Source organism: Pseudoxanthomonas sp. PXM03, from assembly GCF_014852005.1.
In the GTDB taxonomy this organism is placed as follows: Bacteria; Pseudomonadota; Gammaproteobacteria; order Xanthomonadales; family Xanthomonadaceae; genus Pseudoxanthomonas_A.
In genome coordinates, this window is record NZ_JACVAU010000001.1 from 440,031 (window position 1) to 455,584 (window position 15,554).

14 protein-coding genes are annotated in these 15,554 nt (G+C 67.4%); 10 read left to right on the forward strand and 4 right to left on the reverse strand.

All coding sequences use genetic code 11. The features are described 5' to 3' along the window. Positions 1 to 67 precede the first annotated feature (67 nt). The 5 genes from IB223_RS01970 to IB223_RS01990 are packed head-to-tail and all read left to right on the forward strand — an operon-like array spanning position 68 to position 5,762. Positions 68 to 1,621 carry a tryptophan halogenase family protein gene (locus tag IB223_RS01970; RefSeq protein ID WP_192200012.1) on the forward strand — a complete coding sequence of 518 codons (1,554 nt, stop codon included), beginning with the start codon at positions 68 to 70 and terminating at the stop codon, positions 1,619 to 1,621. A gap of 11 nt (positions 1,622 to 1,632) precedes the next feature. Continuing rightward, positions 1,633 to 2,340 carry a SapC family protein gene (locus IB223_RS01975; RefSeq protein ID WP_192200013.1) on the forward strand — a complete coding sequence of 236 codons (708 nt, stop codon included), beginning with the start codon at positions 1,633 to 1,635 and terminating at the stop codon, positions 2,338 to 2,340. After that, on the forward strand, positions 2,327 to 3,343 hold the full coding sequence (locus tag IB223_RS01980) for a cupin-like domain-containing protein (RefSeq protein WP_343227162.1): 1,017 nt from the start codon (positions 2,327 to 2,329) through the stop codon (positions 3,341 to 3,343). Before IB223_RS01975 ends, IB223_RS01980 begins: the two co-directional genes overlap by 14 nt. A 23-nt stretch (positions 3,344 to 3,366) precedes the next feature. After that, entirely contained in the window at positions 3,367 to 4,875 is a 1,509-nt protein-coding gene (locus tag IB223_RS01985) for a tryptophan halogenase family protein (RefSeq protein WP_343227126.1), read from the forward strand. A gap of 35 nt (positions 4,876 to 4,910) precedes the next feature. Next, the gene (locus IB223_RS01990; protein WP_192200015.1) at positions 4,911 to 5,762 is read left to right on the forward strand and encodes an NAD-dependent protein deacetylase; all 852 of its coding nucleotides are present in this window, start codon (positions 4,911 to 4,913) and stop codon (positions 5,760 to 5,762) included. On the opposite strand, the gene IB223_RS01995 is transcribed toward IB223_RS01990, so the two are convergent. Continuing rightward, a complete protein-coding gene (locus IB223_RS01995; RefSeq protein ID WP_337730784.1) occupies positions 5,737 to 7,941 on the reverse strand; it encodes an EAL domain-containing protein in 2,205 nt (734 codons plus the stop codon). The genes IB223_RS01990 and IB223_RS01995 overlap by 26 nt on opposite strands. Before the next feature lie 340 nt (positions 7,942 to 8,281). Between IB223_RS01995 and IB223_RS02000 the strand changes: the two genes are divergently transcribed. The 4 genes from IB223_RS02000 (at position 8,282) to hemC (ending at position 11,729) form a co-directional block, all read left to right on the forward strand. Further along, a complete protein-coding gene (locus tag IB223_RS02000) occupies positions 8,282 to 9,235 on the forward strand; it encodes an energy transducer TonB (protein WP_192200016.1) in 954 nt (317 codons plus the stop codon). 36 nt (positions 9,236 to 9,271) lie between these two features. After that, positions 9,272 to 9,958, forward strand: a complete 687-nt coding sequence (locus tag IB223_RS02005) for an alpha/beta hydrolase (protein WP_192200017.1) — start codon at positions 9,272 to 9,274, stop codon at positions 9,956 to 9,958. A 95-nt stretch (positions 9,959 to 10,053) separates the two neighbouring features. Then, positions 10,054 to 10,785: a LytTR family DNA-binding domain-containing protein gene (locus IB223_RS02010; protein WP_192200018.1), complete on the forward strand. Its 732-nt coding sequence runs from the start codon at positions 10,054 to 10,056 to the stop codon at positions 10,783 to 10,785. 38 nt (positions 10,786 to 10,823) lie between these two features. Further along, the gene (hemC, locus tag IB223_RS02015) at positions 10,824 to 11,729 is read left to right on the forward strand and encodes a hydroxymethylbilane synthase (protein WP_192200019.1); all 906 of its coding nucleotides are present in this window, start codon (positions 10,824 to 10,826) and stop codon (positions 11,727 to 11,729) included. 13 nt (positions 11,730 to 11,742) lie between these two features. On the opposite strand, the gene IB223_RS02020 is transcribed toward hemC, so the two are convergent. Beyond that, positions 11,743 to 12,648 carry a DUF481 domain-containing protein gene (locus IB223_RS02020; protein WP_225590757.1) on the reverse strand — a complete coding sequence of 302 codons (906 nt, stop codon included), beginning with the start codon at positions 12,646 to 12,648 and terminating at the stop codon, positions 11,743 to 11,745. A 207-nt stretch (positions 12,649 to 12,855) separates the two neighbouring features. Next, positions 12,856 to 13,479, reverse strand: a complete 624-nt coding sequence (locus IB223_RS02025) for a hypothetical protein (protein ID WP_192200020.1) — start codon at positions 13,477 to 13,479, stop codon at positions 12,856 to 12,858. 208 nt (positions 13,480 to 13,687) lie between these two features. Here IB223_RS02025 and IB223_RS02030 point away from each other — a divergent pair, with 208 nt between their 5' ends. Next, positions 13,688 to 14,659, forward strand: a complete 972-nt coding sequence (locus IB223_RS02030) for a YafY family protein (RefSeq protein ID WP_142123220.1) — start codon at positions 13,688 to 13,690, stop codon at positions 14,657 to 14,659. A gap of 189 nt (positions 14,660 to 14,848) precedes the next feature. Here the strand turns inward: IB223_RS02030 and IB223_RS02035 are convergent, their stop codons facing one another. Next, the gene (locus IB223_RS02035; protein WP_225590759.1) at positions 14,849 to 15,433 is read right to left on the reverse strand and encodes a lipocalin family protein; all 585 of its coding nucleotides are present in this window, start codon (positions 15,431 to 15,433) and stop codon (positions 14,849 to 14,851) included. Between the last annotated feature and the right edge of the window lie 121 nt (positions 15,434 to 15,554).

Sequence of the window (15,554 nt, forward strand, 5' to 3'; positions counted from 1 at the left end):
CAGCGGCTTTGGTTTTCGGGGCGGACCCGCAAGTCCCGCCAGGCGACTGCCAAGACGAGGTAGCGGCGTGAATTCTCCTGTCAGACATGTAGTCATTCTCGGAGGCGGCTCAGCCGGCTGGCTTACGGCCGCCGTGCTGGCGGCCGAGCACCAGACCGCGTTGCAAACCGGATTGCGGGTGACCTTGATCGAATCGCCGGACGTGGCGACGGTAGGCGTGGGCGAAGGCACATGGCCGACGATGCGCGACACCTTGCGCAGGACCGGCGTCAGCGAGACCGATTTCATCCGCGAGTGCGATGCGGCATTCAAGCAGGGCTCGAAGTTCGTCCGTTGGCGCGAAGAGGTCGACGGCGACTACTACCACCATCCCTTCGTGTTGCCCCCGGGTTTCCTGGAGACCCACCTGGCCGCCGGCTGGATGGCGCACCGCGACGTGCCCTTCAGCATGTTGACGTGCTTCCAGGCGCACCTGTGCGAGGCGGGCAAATCGCCCAAGCAGTTCGCCACCCCGGAATGGGCGTCCGTGGCCAACTATGCCTATCACCTGGATGCTGCGAAGCTCGGCGTGTTCATGCGCCGGCATTGCGTCGAGAAGCTCGGCGTGCGCCACGTGGCAGACCACATGGTCGAGGTGGTGGCGCACGAGAACGGCGACATCGCCGCGCTGCGGACGCGCGAACACGGCGTGATAGAAGGCGACCTGTTCGTGGACTGCAGCGGCATGCGCGCGCTGCTGATCGGCCAGCACTACGGCGTCGAGATCGAATCGCAGAAGAATGTGTTGTTCAACGACCGCGCGATCGCCACGCGGGTGCCCTATGCGGACCCCGGTATCGAGATCGCCTGCCAGACCATCTCGACGGCGCAGGAAGCGGGCTGGATCTGGGACATCGGGTTGCAGAGCCGTCGCGGCATCGGCCACGTGTACTCCAGCACGCATACCACCGACGATGCCGCCGAGGCGGCACTGCGCCGCTACATCGTGGCAACTGGGGGGCGTGAGCAGGACATCGACACGTTGCCGAAGATCGTGATCCGCCCTGGTTTCAGGCGGGGCGCCTGGCACCGGAACTGCGTGGCCATCGGATTGTCGAGTGGCTTCATGGAGCCGCTCGAGGCTTCTTCGCTGGTCATGGTGGAGCTTGCCGCGGGCATGCTCGCAGACCAGATGCCCGCGACGCGCACCGCCGTGGATATTGTCGCCAAGCGTTACAACGACACCTTCGGCTACCGCTGGGATCGCATCGTCGACTTCCTCAAGTTGCACTACGTGCTGAGCAGGCGGGAAGACAGCGCGTACTGGCACGACAACCGCCGGCCTGAAACCATTCCGGACCGCCTGCTCGACCTGCTTGAGTTTTGGCGTCACCAGCCGCCTTCCCGGTACGACCTCAGCCGGGTCGAGGAAGTGTTTCCCTCGGCGAGCTACCAGTTCATCCTCTACGGCATGGGATTCATGCCCGATGTGCGGCCGACCACGCGACGGATGGATGATGTCCGTCGCGCCGAAGCGTATTTCCACGAGTCCGCGGATATCGCGAGGAAGATGCTGTCGGCATTGCCTGGGCATCGCGAGATGCTCGATCATGTGATGACGCGCGGAATGCCGCGCATCTAGGACGACCCACGATGCCCCGACACGCCCAGGTCAACAACATCGACCACAAGGACTTGCGAATCGATACGCGTCGCGGCGCCCGGCTGGGCGACGATGTCGGTTTTGCGGCCACGTTTCCCGCCGAGTTCCGCAACCTGCAGGCGTACTATCCCATCGTCTTCCGCAAGGATGCAGTAGGCGCGTTGTCGCCGGTTGCCCTGCTTGGGTTCGAGGAAGGACGGAACCTGTTCCTCGATGGCGATCGCTGGGATGCGCACTACCTGCCGTTGGCCATCGAGCGGCATCCGTTCCTGATCGGGCGAGCTGGGGACGAGATGACGGTGCACATCGACCTCGACCATCCCAGGGTAGCGGGTGACACGGGCGAGCCGCTGTTCCGCGAGCACGGCGGCAACACCGATTACCTGGACCGGGTCGCGTCGGTGCTCCTCACCCTGCACAACGGCCTGGAGCGCGTGCCGGCTTTCGTCAACGCACTGCTTGCGCTCGACCTGCTGGAATCCTTCGCGCTCGACGTGGAACTGGACGATGGCTCGCTCAACCGGCTGGCGGGCTACTACACCATCAACGAGGACCGGCTCCGTGGCCTCGACCCCGCGGCGCTGGGCAAGCTGCATGCCGATGGCCACCTGGAGCCGATCTTCATGGCGGTGGCATCGATCTCGAACTTCCGTGCCCTGATCGACAGGATGAATCGGAGCCGTGCTGGCGGACGCTAACCCCATCCGGGAGTGTCGCGGCGATGTGGGCGATGCGCTGTCCGGCGCATTGCCGGCATCGTCCGGACCGATCGTGCTGCGGGGCCTCGTCGCGCATTGGCCGGTGGTCGCGGCCGCGCGGGAGTCGATGCAGGCGGCGGTGGCGTACCTGCATGGCTTCGAGCGCGCCGATGCGCCGCCGGTCGTCGCCACGGTGGCGGCGCCCGAGGCCGCGGGCCGCGTCTTCTACAACGATGACCTGAGCGGATTCAATTTCCGGCAGGAGCAGATTCCGTTGCGCACGGTGCTCGATACGCTGCTCAAGTACGCGGGGCACGCGTCGCCGCCGATGATCTATGTCGCATCGACCACGCTCGACACGTGGTTGCCGGGCTTCCGTGACCACAACGACCTGTTCCTCGCAGGACGGGATCCTCTGGCCAGCATATGGATCGGCAACCGCACCCGCATCGCCGCGCACCAGGACGTACCCGACAACATCGCGTGCGTGGTGGCGGGGCGTCGTCGCGTCACCCTGTTCCCGCCGGACCAGTTGCGCAACCTTTACATCGGCCCGCTGGATTTCACGCCTGCCGGGCAGGCCGTCAGCCTGGTCGATTTCGCAGCGCCGGACCTGGCGCGTTTCCCGCGCTTCGCCGAGGCGATGCGGCATGCACAGGTGGCCGAACTCGGGCCAGGCGATGCGGTCCTGATCCCCAGCATGTGGTGGCACCACATGGAGGGGCTCGAGCCGTTCAACGTGCTGGTCAACTACTGGTGGCGTGATGCGCCGGACTGGATGGACACGCCGATGAACGTACTGATGTATGCGCTGATGACGGTGCGCGACCTGCCGCCGCATGAGCGCGATGCCTGGAAGGACGTATTCCGCCACTACGTATTCGAGGCAGACGCGGAGACGTCCGCCCATGTCCCGGAGCCCGCCCGTCGCCTGCTCTCGCCGCTGGATGAAGGGCGGGCCCGCGACCTTCGTGCGCGCCTGCTCAAGCGCATCAACCGCTGAACAAGACACCAAGGAACCTGTCCGTGAGCAACCCTACCAGCGACATCCGCAGCCGGCCCGTGAAGCGCGTGGTCATCGCCGGCGGCGGCACGGCCGGCTGGATGGCGGCCGCAGCGATTTCCCGCGTCCTCGGTGGGACGTTGGACATCACGCTGGTGGAATCGGAGGAAATCGGCACGGTGGGCGTTGGCGAAGCCACCATCCCCACGCTGCTGAGCTTCCACCGCATGATCGACATCAATGAGCAGGAGTACATGGCCGCGGTGCAGGGCACCGTCAAGCTGGGTATTTCGTTCGAGCATTGGCTGGAGGTCGGGCATCGCTACATCCATTCCTTCGGATTCAGCGGAAAGGATCGGGCATCCACAGGGTTCCAGCACTTCTGGCTGCGCGGGCGCAAGGAAGGGATGGCCAGCGGCTACGAGGATTACTGCCTCGAACTGAAGGCGGCGATGGGGGACCGCTTCGCGCATCTGCCCAATGGCGGCATCCACTACGCCTACCACATGGATGCCAGCCTCTACGCGAAGTTCCTTCGGCAGTTCAGCGAACGCCACGGCGCCAAGCGCGTGGAGGGCAAGATCGCCGAGGTGCTGACGGATGCGGAGTCGGGCTTTGTCACCGCGCTGAAGATGGAGAACGGAGACGCCATCGAGGGCGACTTCTTCATCGACTGCACCGGATTCCGCGCGCTGCTGATCGGCAAGACGCTGGGCGTGGGCTTCACCGATTGGTCGCACTGGCTGTTCAACGACAGCGCACTGGCCACCCAGACCACCGCGGTGCGCGACGCGGTGCCCTATACCCGCGCCATCGCCGGCAAGTCGGGCTGGCAATGGCGCATCCCGTTGCAGCACCGGGTCGGCAACGGCATCGTGTATTCCAGCCGCCACATGAGCGACGACGAGGCGCGCGAGGAGTTTCTCGGCAGCGTCGAAGGCGAAGTCATCAAGCAGCCGTGGCCGATCCGGTTCAAGCCTGGCCAGCGCCAGCAGTGCTGGGCGAAGAACTGCGTGGCGCTGGGCCTGGCCGGCAGCTTCATCGAGCCGCTGGAGTCGACCACCATCCACCTGATCCAGCGCGGCATCGTGCACTTGCTGCAGAACTTCCCGCAGGTGGTCACCCAGCCGGCGATCGACGAGTACAACGCGAGGCTGGACGAAGAGTTGCAGCACGTGCGCGACTTCGTGGTGATGCACTACCACCTCAGCGATCGCCGCGACTCGCCCTACTGGCGCGAGATCGCGGAGATGGAGATCCCGTCCACCCTGCGCCATCGCATCGAGCTGTTCCGCGAGACCGGTACGGTGTTCCACGTGCCCGGCGAATTGTTCGGCGAGAACTCCTGGATCCAGGTGATGATGGGGCAGGGCATCGTGCCGAAACGCTATCACCCGACGGCGGACGTACTGTCGCCGGCCGACTTGCAGCGTTTCCTCGACGGCATCCGCACCAGCGTGCTGGGCAACGTACAGCGGATGCCGGCGCACATGGACTACCTGCGCAGCTACTGTCCCGCGCCCCGGCCCTGATTCATGCGTCCGTGCGCATGCCCTATGCTTTGGGCATGAGCAACACCGAACTCGAGGACTTCGTAGCGTCCCATCGGCGCCTGTTCGTGCTGACCGGTGCCGGCTGCAGCACGGCGTCCGGCATTCCCGACTACCGGGACGAGCAGGGCGCGTGGAAGCGCACGCCGCCGGTCACCTACCAGGCGTTCGTCGGCAATGCGATCACGCGCGGACGCTATTGGGCGCGCAGCATGATCGGCTGGCCGCGCATCGAGGCCGCACGGCCGAACGCGGCGCATCGTGCATTGGCGGCCTTGGAGGCGCGGGGCCACTGCGAACTGCTGCTGACCCAGAACGTGGATGGCCTGCATCAGGCCGCAGGCAGTCAGTCGGTGATCGATCTGCACGGCCGGCTGGATGGCGTCGTCTGCCTTGCGTGCGCAACGGCGTCATCGCGCGCCGACCTGCAGATCCGCCTGGCGCAGGCCAATCCGGGATGGGCTGATCTGGACGCAGGCGCGGCACCGGACGGCGACGCCGATCTGGAAGGGCGCGATTTCGGCACGTTCCAGGTGCCGGCCTGCGAGGCTTGCGGGGGACTGTTGAAGCCCGATGTGGTGTTCTTCGGCGAGAACGTGCCGCGCGCGCGCGTCGACCATGCCATGGCGCATCTCCGGCGCGCGGACGCCATGCTGGTGGTCGGCTCGTCCTTGATGGTCTACTCCGGGTTGCGCTTCGTGCATGCCGCCGTGCGCGCGGATATTCCGGTGGTCGCCGTCAACCTGGGGCGGACGCGCGCCGATGAGCTGCTGCGGTTCCGCGTGGCGGCCCCTTGTGCTGAGGCATTGGGCTTCCTGCTGGAAGACCAGGCGCGCCTTTCGCTCACTCCACCGGTGGTTGCAGGCTGATCCAGCGTTCCAGCGAGTGCGGGGACAGGGGGCGCGAGACGTAGTAGCCCTGCAACAGATCGCAGTTGAGCGAGGCCAGCACGGCGCGTTGCGCCGCATTCTCGACACCCTCGGCGACCACCTTCAACGCCAGGCTTTCGCCGATGCGCAGGATGGACGTGGTAAGTGCACGGGCGGACTCGCTGTGCTCCAGGTCGCGCACGAAGCTCATGTCGAGCTTCAGTTCGCTGATGGGCAGGCGGTGGAGATGGCTCAGGCTGGAGTAGCCGGTGCCGAAATCGTCGATCGACAGGCTCACGCCCATGCGGTGGATCGCATCGATGTTGGCCAGTACCTCGGGTTTCTGCGCCAGCATGACGCTCTCGGTCACTTCCACCATCAGCTCGGAGGGGGAAAGCCCGCATTTGCCCAGTACATTGCCGATGAAGGTCGGCAGGTCCTGCTGTTCGAAGTTGATCGCCGACAGGTTGACCGAGACGCGCGGCACCGGCACGCCGCGCCGCCGCCAGTCCGCCATCTGGGTGCAGGCTTCTTCCAGCGTCCACCGGCCCAGCTCGTCGATCAGGCCGCACTCCTCGGCCATCGGCACGAAGGTGGCGGGCGAGATCTCGCCGATCTCCGGATGGCGCCAGCGCAGCAGCGCTTCCACGCCATGCAGGCGGGCATCGTCATCCAGCGCGACCTGAGGCTGGTAGTGCAGGCGCAACTGGCCGCTGCGCACCGCCTCGCGCAGCGCATTCTCCAGTGCGAGCCGCTCCTGCATCGCCTGGTTCATCTCGAGGCTGTAGAACACGATGCGCGCGCCGCCCTCTGACTTGGCGCGGTACATCGCGATATCGGCATGGCGTACCAGCGAATCCACATCCCAGCCATCGGCGGGGAACATCGCCACGCCCACGCTGGCCTGCGGCGTCAGCATCATCCGGCCTGCACTTACCGGTTCGGACAGCCGGGCCATCAGGCGATCGGCCAGGTTGGCGGCTTCCTCCGCACTGCGGTCGGGAACGGCCAGCACGAATTCATCGCCGGCCAGTCGCGCCACCACGTCGCCTTCGCGCAGTTCGCTGCCCAGGCGTTTGGCCAGCTCGCGCAGCAGCGCATCGCCGGCCGTGTGGCCCTGGGTGTCGTTCACGATCTTGAAGCGGTCGATGTCGATGAACAGCAACGCCACGGCGCTGTCGCGTCGCGCGGCGCCCAGCAGCATCTGCTCGACCTTGCTGTTGAACAGCGCACGGTTCGGCAGCCCGGTCAGGGTGTCGAAGAACGAGAGCTGGTGCATGCGCGCACGAGCGCGCTCGCGCTCCATCGCCAACGCGCACAGGTGCAGGCAGACATCGACCACGCGCTGGTGGAAATCGTCGGGCGCCCTGTTTTCCCAGTAGTACAGCGCGAACGTGCCCAGCACGCGGCCATCATGGGCCTTGATCGGACTCGACCAGCATGCACGGATGCCCAGCGCGAGGAACGGGGCGTTGTACGCCTGCCAGCGCGGGTCGCGTTCGATATCGCTGCATTCGACGGGCTGCCCGCTCCAGGCGGCCGAGCCGCAGGCGCCGACCATCGGACCCGCGAGCTCGCCGTCGATCAGCGCGCCGATGGCGTCGGGCAGGCTGGGAGCCGCGAGCGGGCGAAGGCGGCCGTAGTCGTCCAGCGCGATCACCGACGCCACGGCTTCCGGCATGACCTTTTCGACTTCGCGGCAGACCAGCGTCAGCACCTCCTGCAGCGGCTGCTCCCGGACGATGGCGCCCAGCACCTTGCGGTGCAGCTCCTCGTGCAATTTGCTGTGGGTGATGTCGGTATAGACGCCGAGCAAATAGCGGACGTTGCGCTCGGGGTCGAAGACGGGATTGACGACCGCAGAGATCCACAGCGGCACGCCACTCTTGGCGTAGACCAGTAGTTCGGTGCGGTAACCCTGTTGGACGTTCAACTGGCCGCGCACCCATTCGACCGTTTCCGGATCGGTGTGCGGGCCGGCCAGGAAATCGCTGGGGCGGCGGCCGGCGGCTTCCTCCAGCGTGTAGCCGAGCATGCGCGTGAAGCCCTGGTTGATCCAGGTGATGTGCGCTGCGTCGTCGCAGACGACGACCGCGTTGTCGCTGTGGTCGATGACCCAGGACACGTCGGGCGCGCCATTGGCGAAGTGCGGCGGCATGGCGATGGCAGTGGGCCTCACGGTCAGTTCTTCCCCAAGAACGGTTTCCGCCTGATGGACCGGGTTCGCCACGGCACTCCCTGCTCAGCCATCCCCGAAACGGGGAGATACGATGCGGTATCGGCCCCTGATCGCCGCACTTTACCTGAAGTTTCACGTGGCGCGGGGCTCGACGCACCTGCAAACGCTTACAGCCCGGCCGCCAGGCCGCACCCCGCCTTCGATGCCGCCATCGCGCGCCTTCGCGGGACAACTCCCGAGCGGAAGTGCCGGGCGCGAGCGGTGTCGAGGGCGGGCATGGCCTGACGCACCGTCGTCATGATCGCCGCCTAGGCTTGCCGCCCGCATGACAGGGGTGGACATGAAAGCGAAACGGACGTGGATGGGGGGCGGGTTGCTGCTGTGCCTGGCAGGGTGCCAAGGCGCATCCGCGCCCGACGCGGAACAAGGCGGAGCAGCGCTGCCTGTCGCGGCGGACATTCGGCCGGACGCAGCGGCGCCCGCGACGCACTACGCGCGGGCGACACAGGCACTGGCGGAAAACCGGATGCTTGTCCCGGCGGGAGACAACGCGGTGGAACACTATCTGGCGGCGCGCGCCGAAGCGGCGGAGCGCGTACGTGCGCAGGCGGCGCTGACGGAACTGCAGCCTTATGTGCTGATCGCTGCCGAACAGGCGATCGCGCGTGGCGATGCAGGGGAGGCGCAGCGCCTGCTGGGTCTGATCGAACGCATCGATGGGCGGGCGCCTGCGCTGCCTCGACTGGGCGCCGGGGTGGCGGCATTGCTGCGCGAGCAGGCGTTGCAGGCTGCCGCAGCTGACGCGGCGGCAGCACAGCCGGCCGTATCCCCCACGTCCTCGACCCTGGAGGCATCGCCGGCACAGACAGCGCGTGCATCTGCGCCTGCGCCCGTAGTCGCCGCCGCACCGGTTGTCCGCGCACCCGACGTCGCGCCTTCGCCTGCGCCGCTCCCTGCGCGACAGGAAGAAGTGCCGGCCACCAGCCCTTCCGTGGTGCCGTCGCGTGTCGTACAGGAGAACCGGGCGCCGCGCCTGCTGCAGGATGCACAGCCGCGATATCCATTGCCTGCGCTGCGCGCGCGCGTGGAAGGGCAGGCGGAAGTCGCTTTCACCATCCAGCCCGACGGCAGCGTGCGCGACGTGCGCCTGGTGTCATCGACGCCCGAGGGCATGTTCGATGCGCCCGCGCTCGCGGTCGCGCAACGCTGGCGTTTTGAGGCGACCGGCCAGGCGCATGCATCACGTCGTACAGTGCGCTTCCGGTTGCCTGCCGCAGGGGCCGGCGACGGCTGATTGGTGTCCGCCCGCATCTGCGGCGAGAATGGCGGCATGACGACCTCCTCCACTTCTCCGATCCTAGATACCGTCGAACAGGAAACCGGCCCGGCACCCCAGTGGTCCGTGCTGTGGCTGCACGGCCTGGGTGCCGATGGCCACGACTTCGCCCCGATCGTGCCCGAACTGGTGCGTCCGGAATGGCCGGCGCTGCGTTTCGTCTTCCCGCATGCGCCCGTGCGCGCGGTGACGATCAACAACGGCGTCCGCATGCGTGCGTGGTACGACATCGTGGGCATGGACTTCCCCACTCGGGCGGACAGCGCCGGCATCGAGGAGTCGCTGGTGCAGGTGGAGGCACTGATCGCGCGCGAGCAGGCGCGGGGCATCGCGCCGGAGCGGTTGCTGCTGGCGGGATTCTCCCAGGGCGGTGCCATCACCCTGGCGGCCGGCCTGCGCAGGCAGGTGCCGTTGGCGGGGTTGATCGCGCTCTCCACCTACCTGCCGGGCGCGGCGCAGGCTGCCACGCACCTGGCGGCTGCGGCCACCGCGCAACCGGTGTTCATGGCGCACGGCACGGGGGATCCGGTGATCCCGCTCATCCATGCCGAACAGAGCGCTCGCGCACTCGGGGACCTGGGTTTCGACGTGCAATGGCACCGCTATCCGATGGCACACCAGGTGTGCGCGGAGGAAATCCGTGACCTGGGTGACTGGATGAGCCGGCGGTTTGCGTTGTAATCCCCACGCGCCCCCCGAAGGATGACGCATGGCGCCGCCATGGGTAACCTAGGACGCGGGGGATCACGCCAACGTTCACCGAGGACGCCTTTGCCGTGAAAGTGGTTATTGCCGACGACGAACCCCTTGCCCGCGAGCGCCTGCGCGCGTTGCTGGCCGAGCATCCCGGCATAGAGGTGGTCGCCGAGGCCGAGAACGGCCTGGACGCGTTGCAGGCCTGTTCGCAGCATCGCCCCGACATGGTCCTGCTGGACATCGCCATGCCGGGCGTGGACGGACTCGAGGCTGCCCGCCATCTGGCCGCCTTCGACCCGCGTCCCGCCGTGGTGTTCTGCACGGCCTATGACGAACACGCGCTGTCGGCTTTCGAGGCCGCCGCCATCGATTACCTGATGAAGCCGATCCGCGCCGAGCGATTGGCCGCCGCGCTCGAACGCGCGCGCACCTTCATCGCCGGGCGCGAGACCCAGGCGCCGGCGTCATCGAGCAGCCAGCCACGGACCCACCTGTGTGCACGCTTGCGGGGCAGCCTGCGGCTGATTCCGGTGGATGAAGTGCATTACCTGCAGGCGGAGGAGAAGTACGTGGTCGTGCACCACGCGCGCGGCGAGGACCTGATCGAGGAATCGCTGAAATCGCTGGAAGAGGAATTCGGTGGCCGCTTCGTGCGGATCCATCGCAACTGCCTGGTCGCGCGCCACGAACTGGTCGAGATCAAGCGCATCGGCGATGGCCATGTCCAGGCCATCCTGCGCCATGGCAAGGAGCCGCTGGAAGTGAGCCGCCGCTGCGTGGCGGGCCTGCGCGAGACCGTCAAGGCGCTCTGAGCGCGCGCGGACGTGGCGCCATGCGGGATAATGCCCGCATGACCCTGCTGCGCATCGCCACCCGCAAGAGCCCGCTCGCCCTCTGGCAGAGCGAACACGTCGCCGACCGGCTGCGCGCCGCCCATCCCGGGCTGGCGGTCGAGCTGGTGCCGATGAGCACGCGTGGCGACGAGGTGCTGGACCGCTCGCTGGCCGCCATCGGGGGCAAGGGCTTGTTCCTGAAGGAACTGGAGCTGGCCATGCTGCGCGGCGAGGCCGACTGCGCCGTGCATTCGCTGAAGGACGTGCCGATGGAGCTCGAAGGTCCCTTCGCGCTGCCCGCCATCCTGCCGCGCGCGGATCCGGCCGACGCCTTCATCTCCCACCACTATGACGGCATCGCAGCGCTGCCCCATGGCGCCCGCGTGGGAACGTCATCGCTGCGCCGGCAGGCGCAGCTGCGCGCATTGCGCCCGGACCTGCAGCTGCTGGACCTGCGCGGCAACGTCAATACGCGCCTGGCCAAGCTGGATGCCGGCGACTACGACGCGATCGTGCTGGCGTGCGCCGGGTTGCAACGCCTGGGGTTCGCTTCGCGCATCCGTGTGCGGCTGGATGCGCCGGACTGGTTGCCGGCACCCGCGCAGGGGGCCATCGCGGTGGAGTGCCGGGCGGAAGATCCCGCCACGCATGCGCTGTTCGCGGCGTTGGACGATGCCGCGACGCGCGTCTGCGTGGAGGCGGAGCGCGCCATGAACCGGGCACTGCACGGCAGCTGCCATGTTCCGGTGGCTGCGTTTGCGCAGCGCATGGACGATGCGCTGTCGCTGTCGGGACTGGTGGGTTCAGCGGAGGGGCAGGTGATCCGCGCGGAAGATACCGGCCCGGCCGGCGATCCCGAGGCGCTGGGGCAACGCGTCGCTGCCCAGCTGCTGGCGCAGGGCGCGGGCGCGTTCCTCGCCTGAGCGGCGCGCGCGTTTACTTGAAGCGGTAGACCACGTTCATCGTGGTCAGGGTGTCCGTCTTCTTGATGTCGGGTGCGACATCGCTGTTGTGTCGCGCCTGCCAACCCGCCTTCAGCGCGAGGTGCGAGTTCATCGTGACCGAGACGCCCAGGTCGTTCTGCGCGAAGGTGTTGTATTCGCCGGATTCCACCAGCAGCTTGTTGACGATCTCGGTGTTCTCGCTCAGCGCGTAGCGCAGGTCGATCAGGCCACGGCCGATGAAGCCGGCTTCGGTGCGGTCATCGAGCGTGTCGTACGCGCGGCGATAACCGGGACCGACCTGCAGGTCGAGGTGGCCGCGTTGACCCTCGAGGACGCGGTTGCCGTAGCTGAGACTGACGGACTGCTGCCGGCTGTAGGTGCCGAAGTCGTCTTCTTCGTGGCGCACGGCGGTGTTGAGCGTGCCGCGTTCGTCCATCAGATAGGCGCTGTTGGCGTTGACCGTGTAGCGGTTAGCCGTAGTGCGGCTGTCGCGGATGACGCTGCCGTCGTCCTGGGTCCGGGTGTATTCGGAGCGCGAATGCAGGCCGAACAGGCTGGCGCTGTGGCGCCATGCGCCGCCGTCGGTATAGGTCAGGTCCAACCGTCCGTTGAAACTCTCGGTGTTGCTGTTGCCGCTGGTGGCGGCGATGCCCAGTTCACCGCCACCGGTGAGCGTGGGCGTCGGCGGTGCCGGCTCGGGGGGCGCTTCGGGAATGGGGCGCACCGCCATGGCGATGACCGGCAGCGCCGCACTGCCCTGCTTGCCGAAACCCTTGCCTGCACGGATGGCTTCCCCCTTCTCGTTACGCGGCAGCACCACCTCGCCAGCCAGGGCAGGCGCAACGTTGCCGGCGATCAGGACGAGTGCCAGCAAGGAGGGGGGCGTCGGGCGTGACATGGCGGGTCTCGAGGAAATGGAGAGGAAATGTAAGCGGTTACATGGTAGATGTGAGCCGACGGCGCCACAACCCAAGTGCTTGTTCCGATTCAGGTTTGCGACATGCATTCTGCCACGGAGACGCGCTCGATTCAGGATGCGTGTCACGGTCGCCAGCATTCCTGCGCCGGGACGCGTCGTCTTCCCGTCGTGGCCGTCTGGCTCCACTCAAGGCGGCGCGTCGATGCTGATCGCCGGGTCGTCGTAGCGCGAATACGTCAACAGCACCGTGTAGGCGCGCCCCTCGTCGTCGCGACCGCTGTGGCGCAGTTGCAGCGGCAGACCGCCGGGACCGATCCAGTAGTCGAACGCCACCGCTTCCGGGTCGTCGTGGCGTACGCGGTAACGCCGGGCAGGGTGGCCGGCGATGGTGTCGTCGCCGACGTGTTCGGCGGACAGACCCTGCCCGGCCTGCTGAAGTGCGAGCGGGTCGCGCCACGGGGCGAGCGTCTCCGGAGGCAGGGGAACCTGCGTGCGTCGGCCGTCCACCTGCATGTACAGCACATTCCCGATCACTGTCTGCGTGCCGCCGGGCAACACGATCCTGTAGCGGTCCGGCGCCACGTAGTCCATCTCGCCGGTCATCGGCCGGGCGCCCTCCACCTGCATCCGTGCATGGAAGCGGCGGGCGGCCAGGAAGCGCTGCATCGACGCCTTCACATCCCGCACGGCGTCGCGCGCAGGGACGACGGGCGGTGTTGGCGGGGCGGCGGGCGCTCCGGTGTCGCCGTTCGGGGAGGGTTGGCAGGCGGCCAGTGCGAACAGCAGGGGCAGGACGGCGCGCGGCGACATGGTCGGCATGCTCCCGGGAAGAGGCGGCGCCTTGGGTCCGTGCGTTGAGGGCGTCGCGGCGGCGAAGACACGCCACGGCACCAGGCACCGCACGGGCCCAAGGCGCCGTCGGCGCTTGTCCCCTGTGTCTCTTCCAACGGCAGGCAGGCGACGAAAACGGCCAACCGTCGGCGATAATCCGGCCACGCCCCCCGCTGCCACGCTGCCCATGGACAAGATCGAACGCATCACCGCCCTGCACCGCATCCTGAAGGCGGCGCGCTATCCGGTCACGGTGAAGCGGCTGCAGGAGGAGTTGGGTTGTTCGCGCGCCACCGTCTACCGCGACCTCGCCTACCTGCGCGATGCGCTGATGGCGCCGATCGAAGGCGATGGTGAAGCGGGCTTCCGCTACCACGCGGCCGAGAGCGATCGTTTCGAACTGCCGGGGTTGTGGCTGAGTTCGGAAGAACTGTATGCGTTGCTCGCCGCGCAGCAGTTGCTGGTCCGCACAGGCGGTGGCGTGCTCTCCGGGGCACTGGCGCCGCTGCAGAAGCGCATCGAAGGCCTGCTGGCCGACCACGCGGGCGTGGACCACTGGCCCGTGGATCGCGTGCGGGTGATCCCGCACCGCGGTCGCACGCTGGATGAAGCCAGCTTCCGCACCGTGGCGTCGGCCGTACTCGAGCGCAAGCAACTGCAGTTCGAATATCGCGCGCGTTCCACCGACGAGCGCACGCGGCGCGCGGTATCGCCGCAGCGCATCACCCACTACCGCGACAACTGGTATCTCGATGCGTGGGACCACGAGCGCAACGCGCTGCGCAGCTTCGCGGTGGATCGCATCGGCAACGCGCGACTGGGCGACGAGCCGGCACGCGACCTGCCGAACGAGGAGCTGAACCAGCATCTGGCGTCGAGCTACGGCATCTTCTCGGGCGAACCCAAGGGCTGGGCCACCATCCTCTTCAGCGCCAAGGCCGCGCGCTGGGTCGCCGACGAACAGTGGCATTCCAAGCAGCAGGGCCGCCACCTGCCGGACGGCCGTTACGAACTGAAGATTCCCTACAGCGTCTCGCGCGAACTGTTGATGGACATCCTGCATTACGGCGCGGATGCGGAGATCGTCGAGCCCGCCGTGCTGCGCGAGCAGGCCAAGGCGCTGCTGGAACTGGCGCTGTCGAACTACGGGAAGAAATAGTTTCGCGGCAGGGCGCAGGGTTATGGGAGCGACGTGAGTCGCGACTGCGGAGGAACGGGTCCCGGATCCCGGACAAGCAGGGGATGGAGTAAGGGAGCCTCGATTGCTCGCACGAGGCGACACGCCCCGCCCCTCTGATTTCCGTCGCGACTGACGGCGCGCGCGCAGGGATTCCTGCAGCGGACCTCTCTACGGCTCCTTCGGCTCGCCGAAGCCCGGCTTCCCCACCTGCGCCGGCACCTGGGGCACGCGGACCAGCTGGCGGGCGTTGATGCCGTGGTCGCGCGCCTTCTTCACCAGTTCCTCGTAGCGCACGTCGTCCATGAGCGGATCGCGGGCCATGATCCAGCCCATGTCGCGGCCGGGGTAATCCGCCAGTGCCCATGAGTAGTCGGGCGCCACTTCGACGATGCGCCACTTGGCGGGCACCACGCCGACGAACCACAGCGTCCATTCGCGGTTGCCGGACTCCCCCTTGACCGACGCGCGTGCCTCGCGCAGTTGTTCGGGCTCGCTGAAGCCTTCGCGGTAGTGGTACGCCACGCCGACCTTGTCGGTGTCGCGCAGCGTGTACTCGTAGCGCGCCGCCACGTGCCCGCGCTCGGCGAAGTAGGGGATGTGCGCGACGACATGCCAGGTGCCCATGAAGCGGGGCAGGTCCACCGCGTCGGGTGCCGCGCGCGCCGGGCCGCGGCTGGCACAGCCGCCCGCCAGTGCCAGCAGCAGCGCGAGCAGTGCAATGCGGACCACGCGGATTGGCAACGCCATGGGCATGTGGGACTCCCTTCTCCCTGTCATACGGACACGCTAGTCATCAGGATGCGACGGAGATGTTAACCGGTGATGTCGCAACCCGTGAGATGCCACTGCGTGAATGTGACGTCGTACTGACATC

Excerpts from the sequence above, each read along its gene's own strand:
- IB223_RS01975 (WP_192200013.1), top strand. The coding sequence starts at position 1,633 with ATGCCCCGACACGCCCAGGTCAACAACATCGACCACAAGGACTTGCGA.
- IB223_RS01990 (WP_192200015.1), top strand. The coding sequence starts at position 4,911 with ATGAGCAACACCGAACTCGAGGACTTCGTAGCGTCCCATCGGCGCCTG.
- IB223_RS02000 (WP_192200016.1), top strand. The coding sequence starts at position 8,282 with ATGAAAGCGAAACGGACGTGGATGGGGGGCGGGTTGCTGCTGTGCCTG.
- IB223_RS02005 (WP_192200017.1), top strand. The coding sequence starts at position 9,272 with ATGACGACCTCCTCCACTTCTCCGATCCTAGATACCGTCGAACAGGAA.
- hemC (WP_192200019.1), top strand. The coding sequence starts at position 10,824 with ATGACCCTGCTGCGCATCGCCACCCGCAAGAGCCCGCTCGCCCTCTGG.
- IB223_RS02020 (WP_225590757.1), bottom strand. The coding sequence starts at position 12,648 with ATGTCACGCCCGACGCCCCCCTCCTTGCTGGCACTCGTCCTGATCGCC.
- IB223_RS02025 (WP_192200020.1), bottom strand. The coding sequence starts at position 13,479 with ATGTCGCCGCGCGCCGTCCTGCCCCTGCTGTTCGCACTGGCCGCCTGC.
- IB223_RS02030 (WP_142123220.1), top strand. The coding sequence starts at position 13,688 with ATGGACAAGATCGAACGCATCACCGCCCTGCACCGCATCCTGAAGGCG.
- IB223_RS02035 (WP_225590759.1), bottom strand. The coding sequence starts at position 15,433 with ATGCCCATGGCGTTGCCAATCCGCGTGGTCCGCATTGCACTGCTCGCG.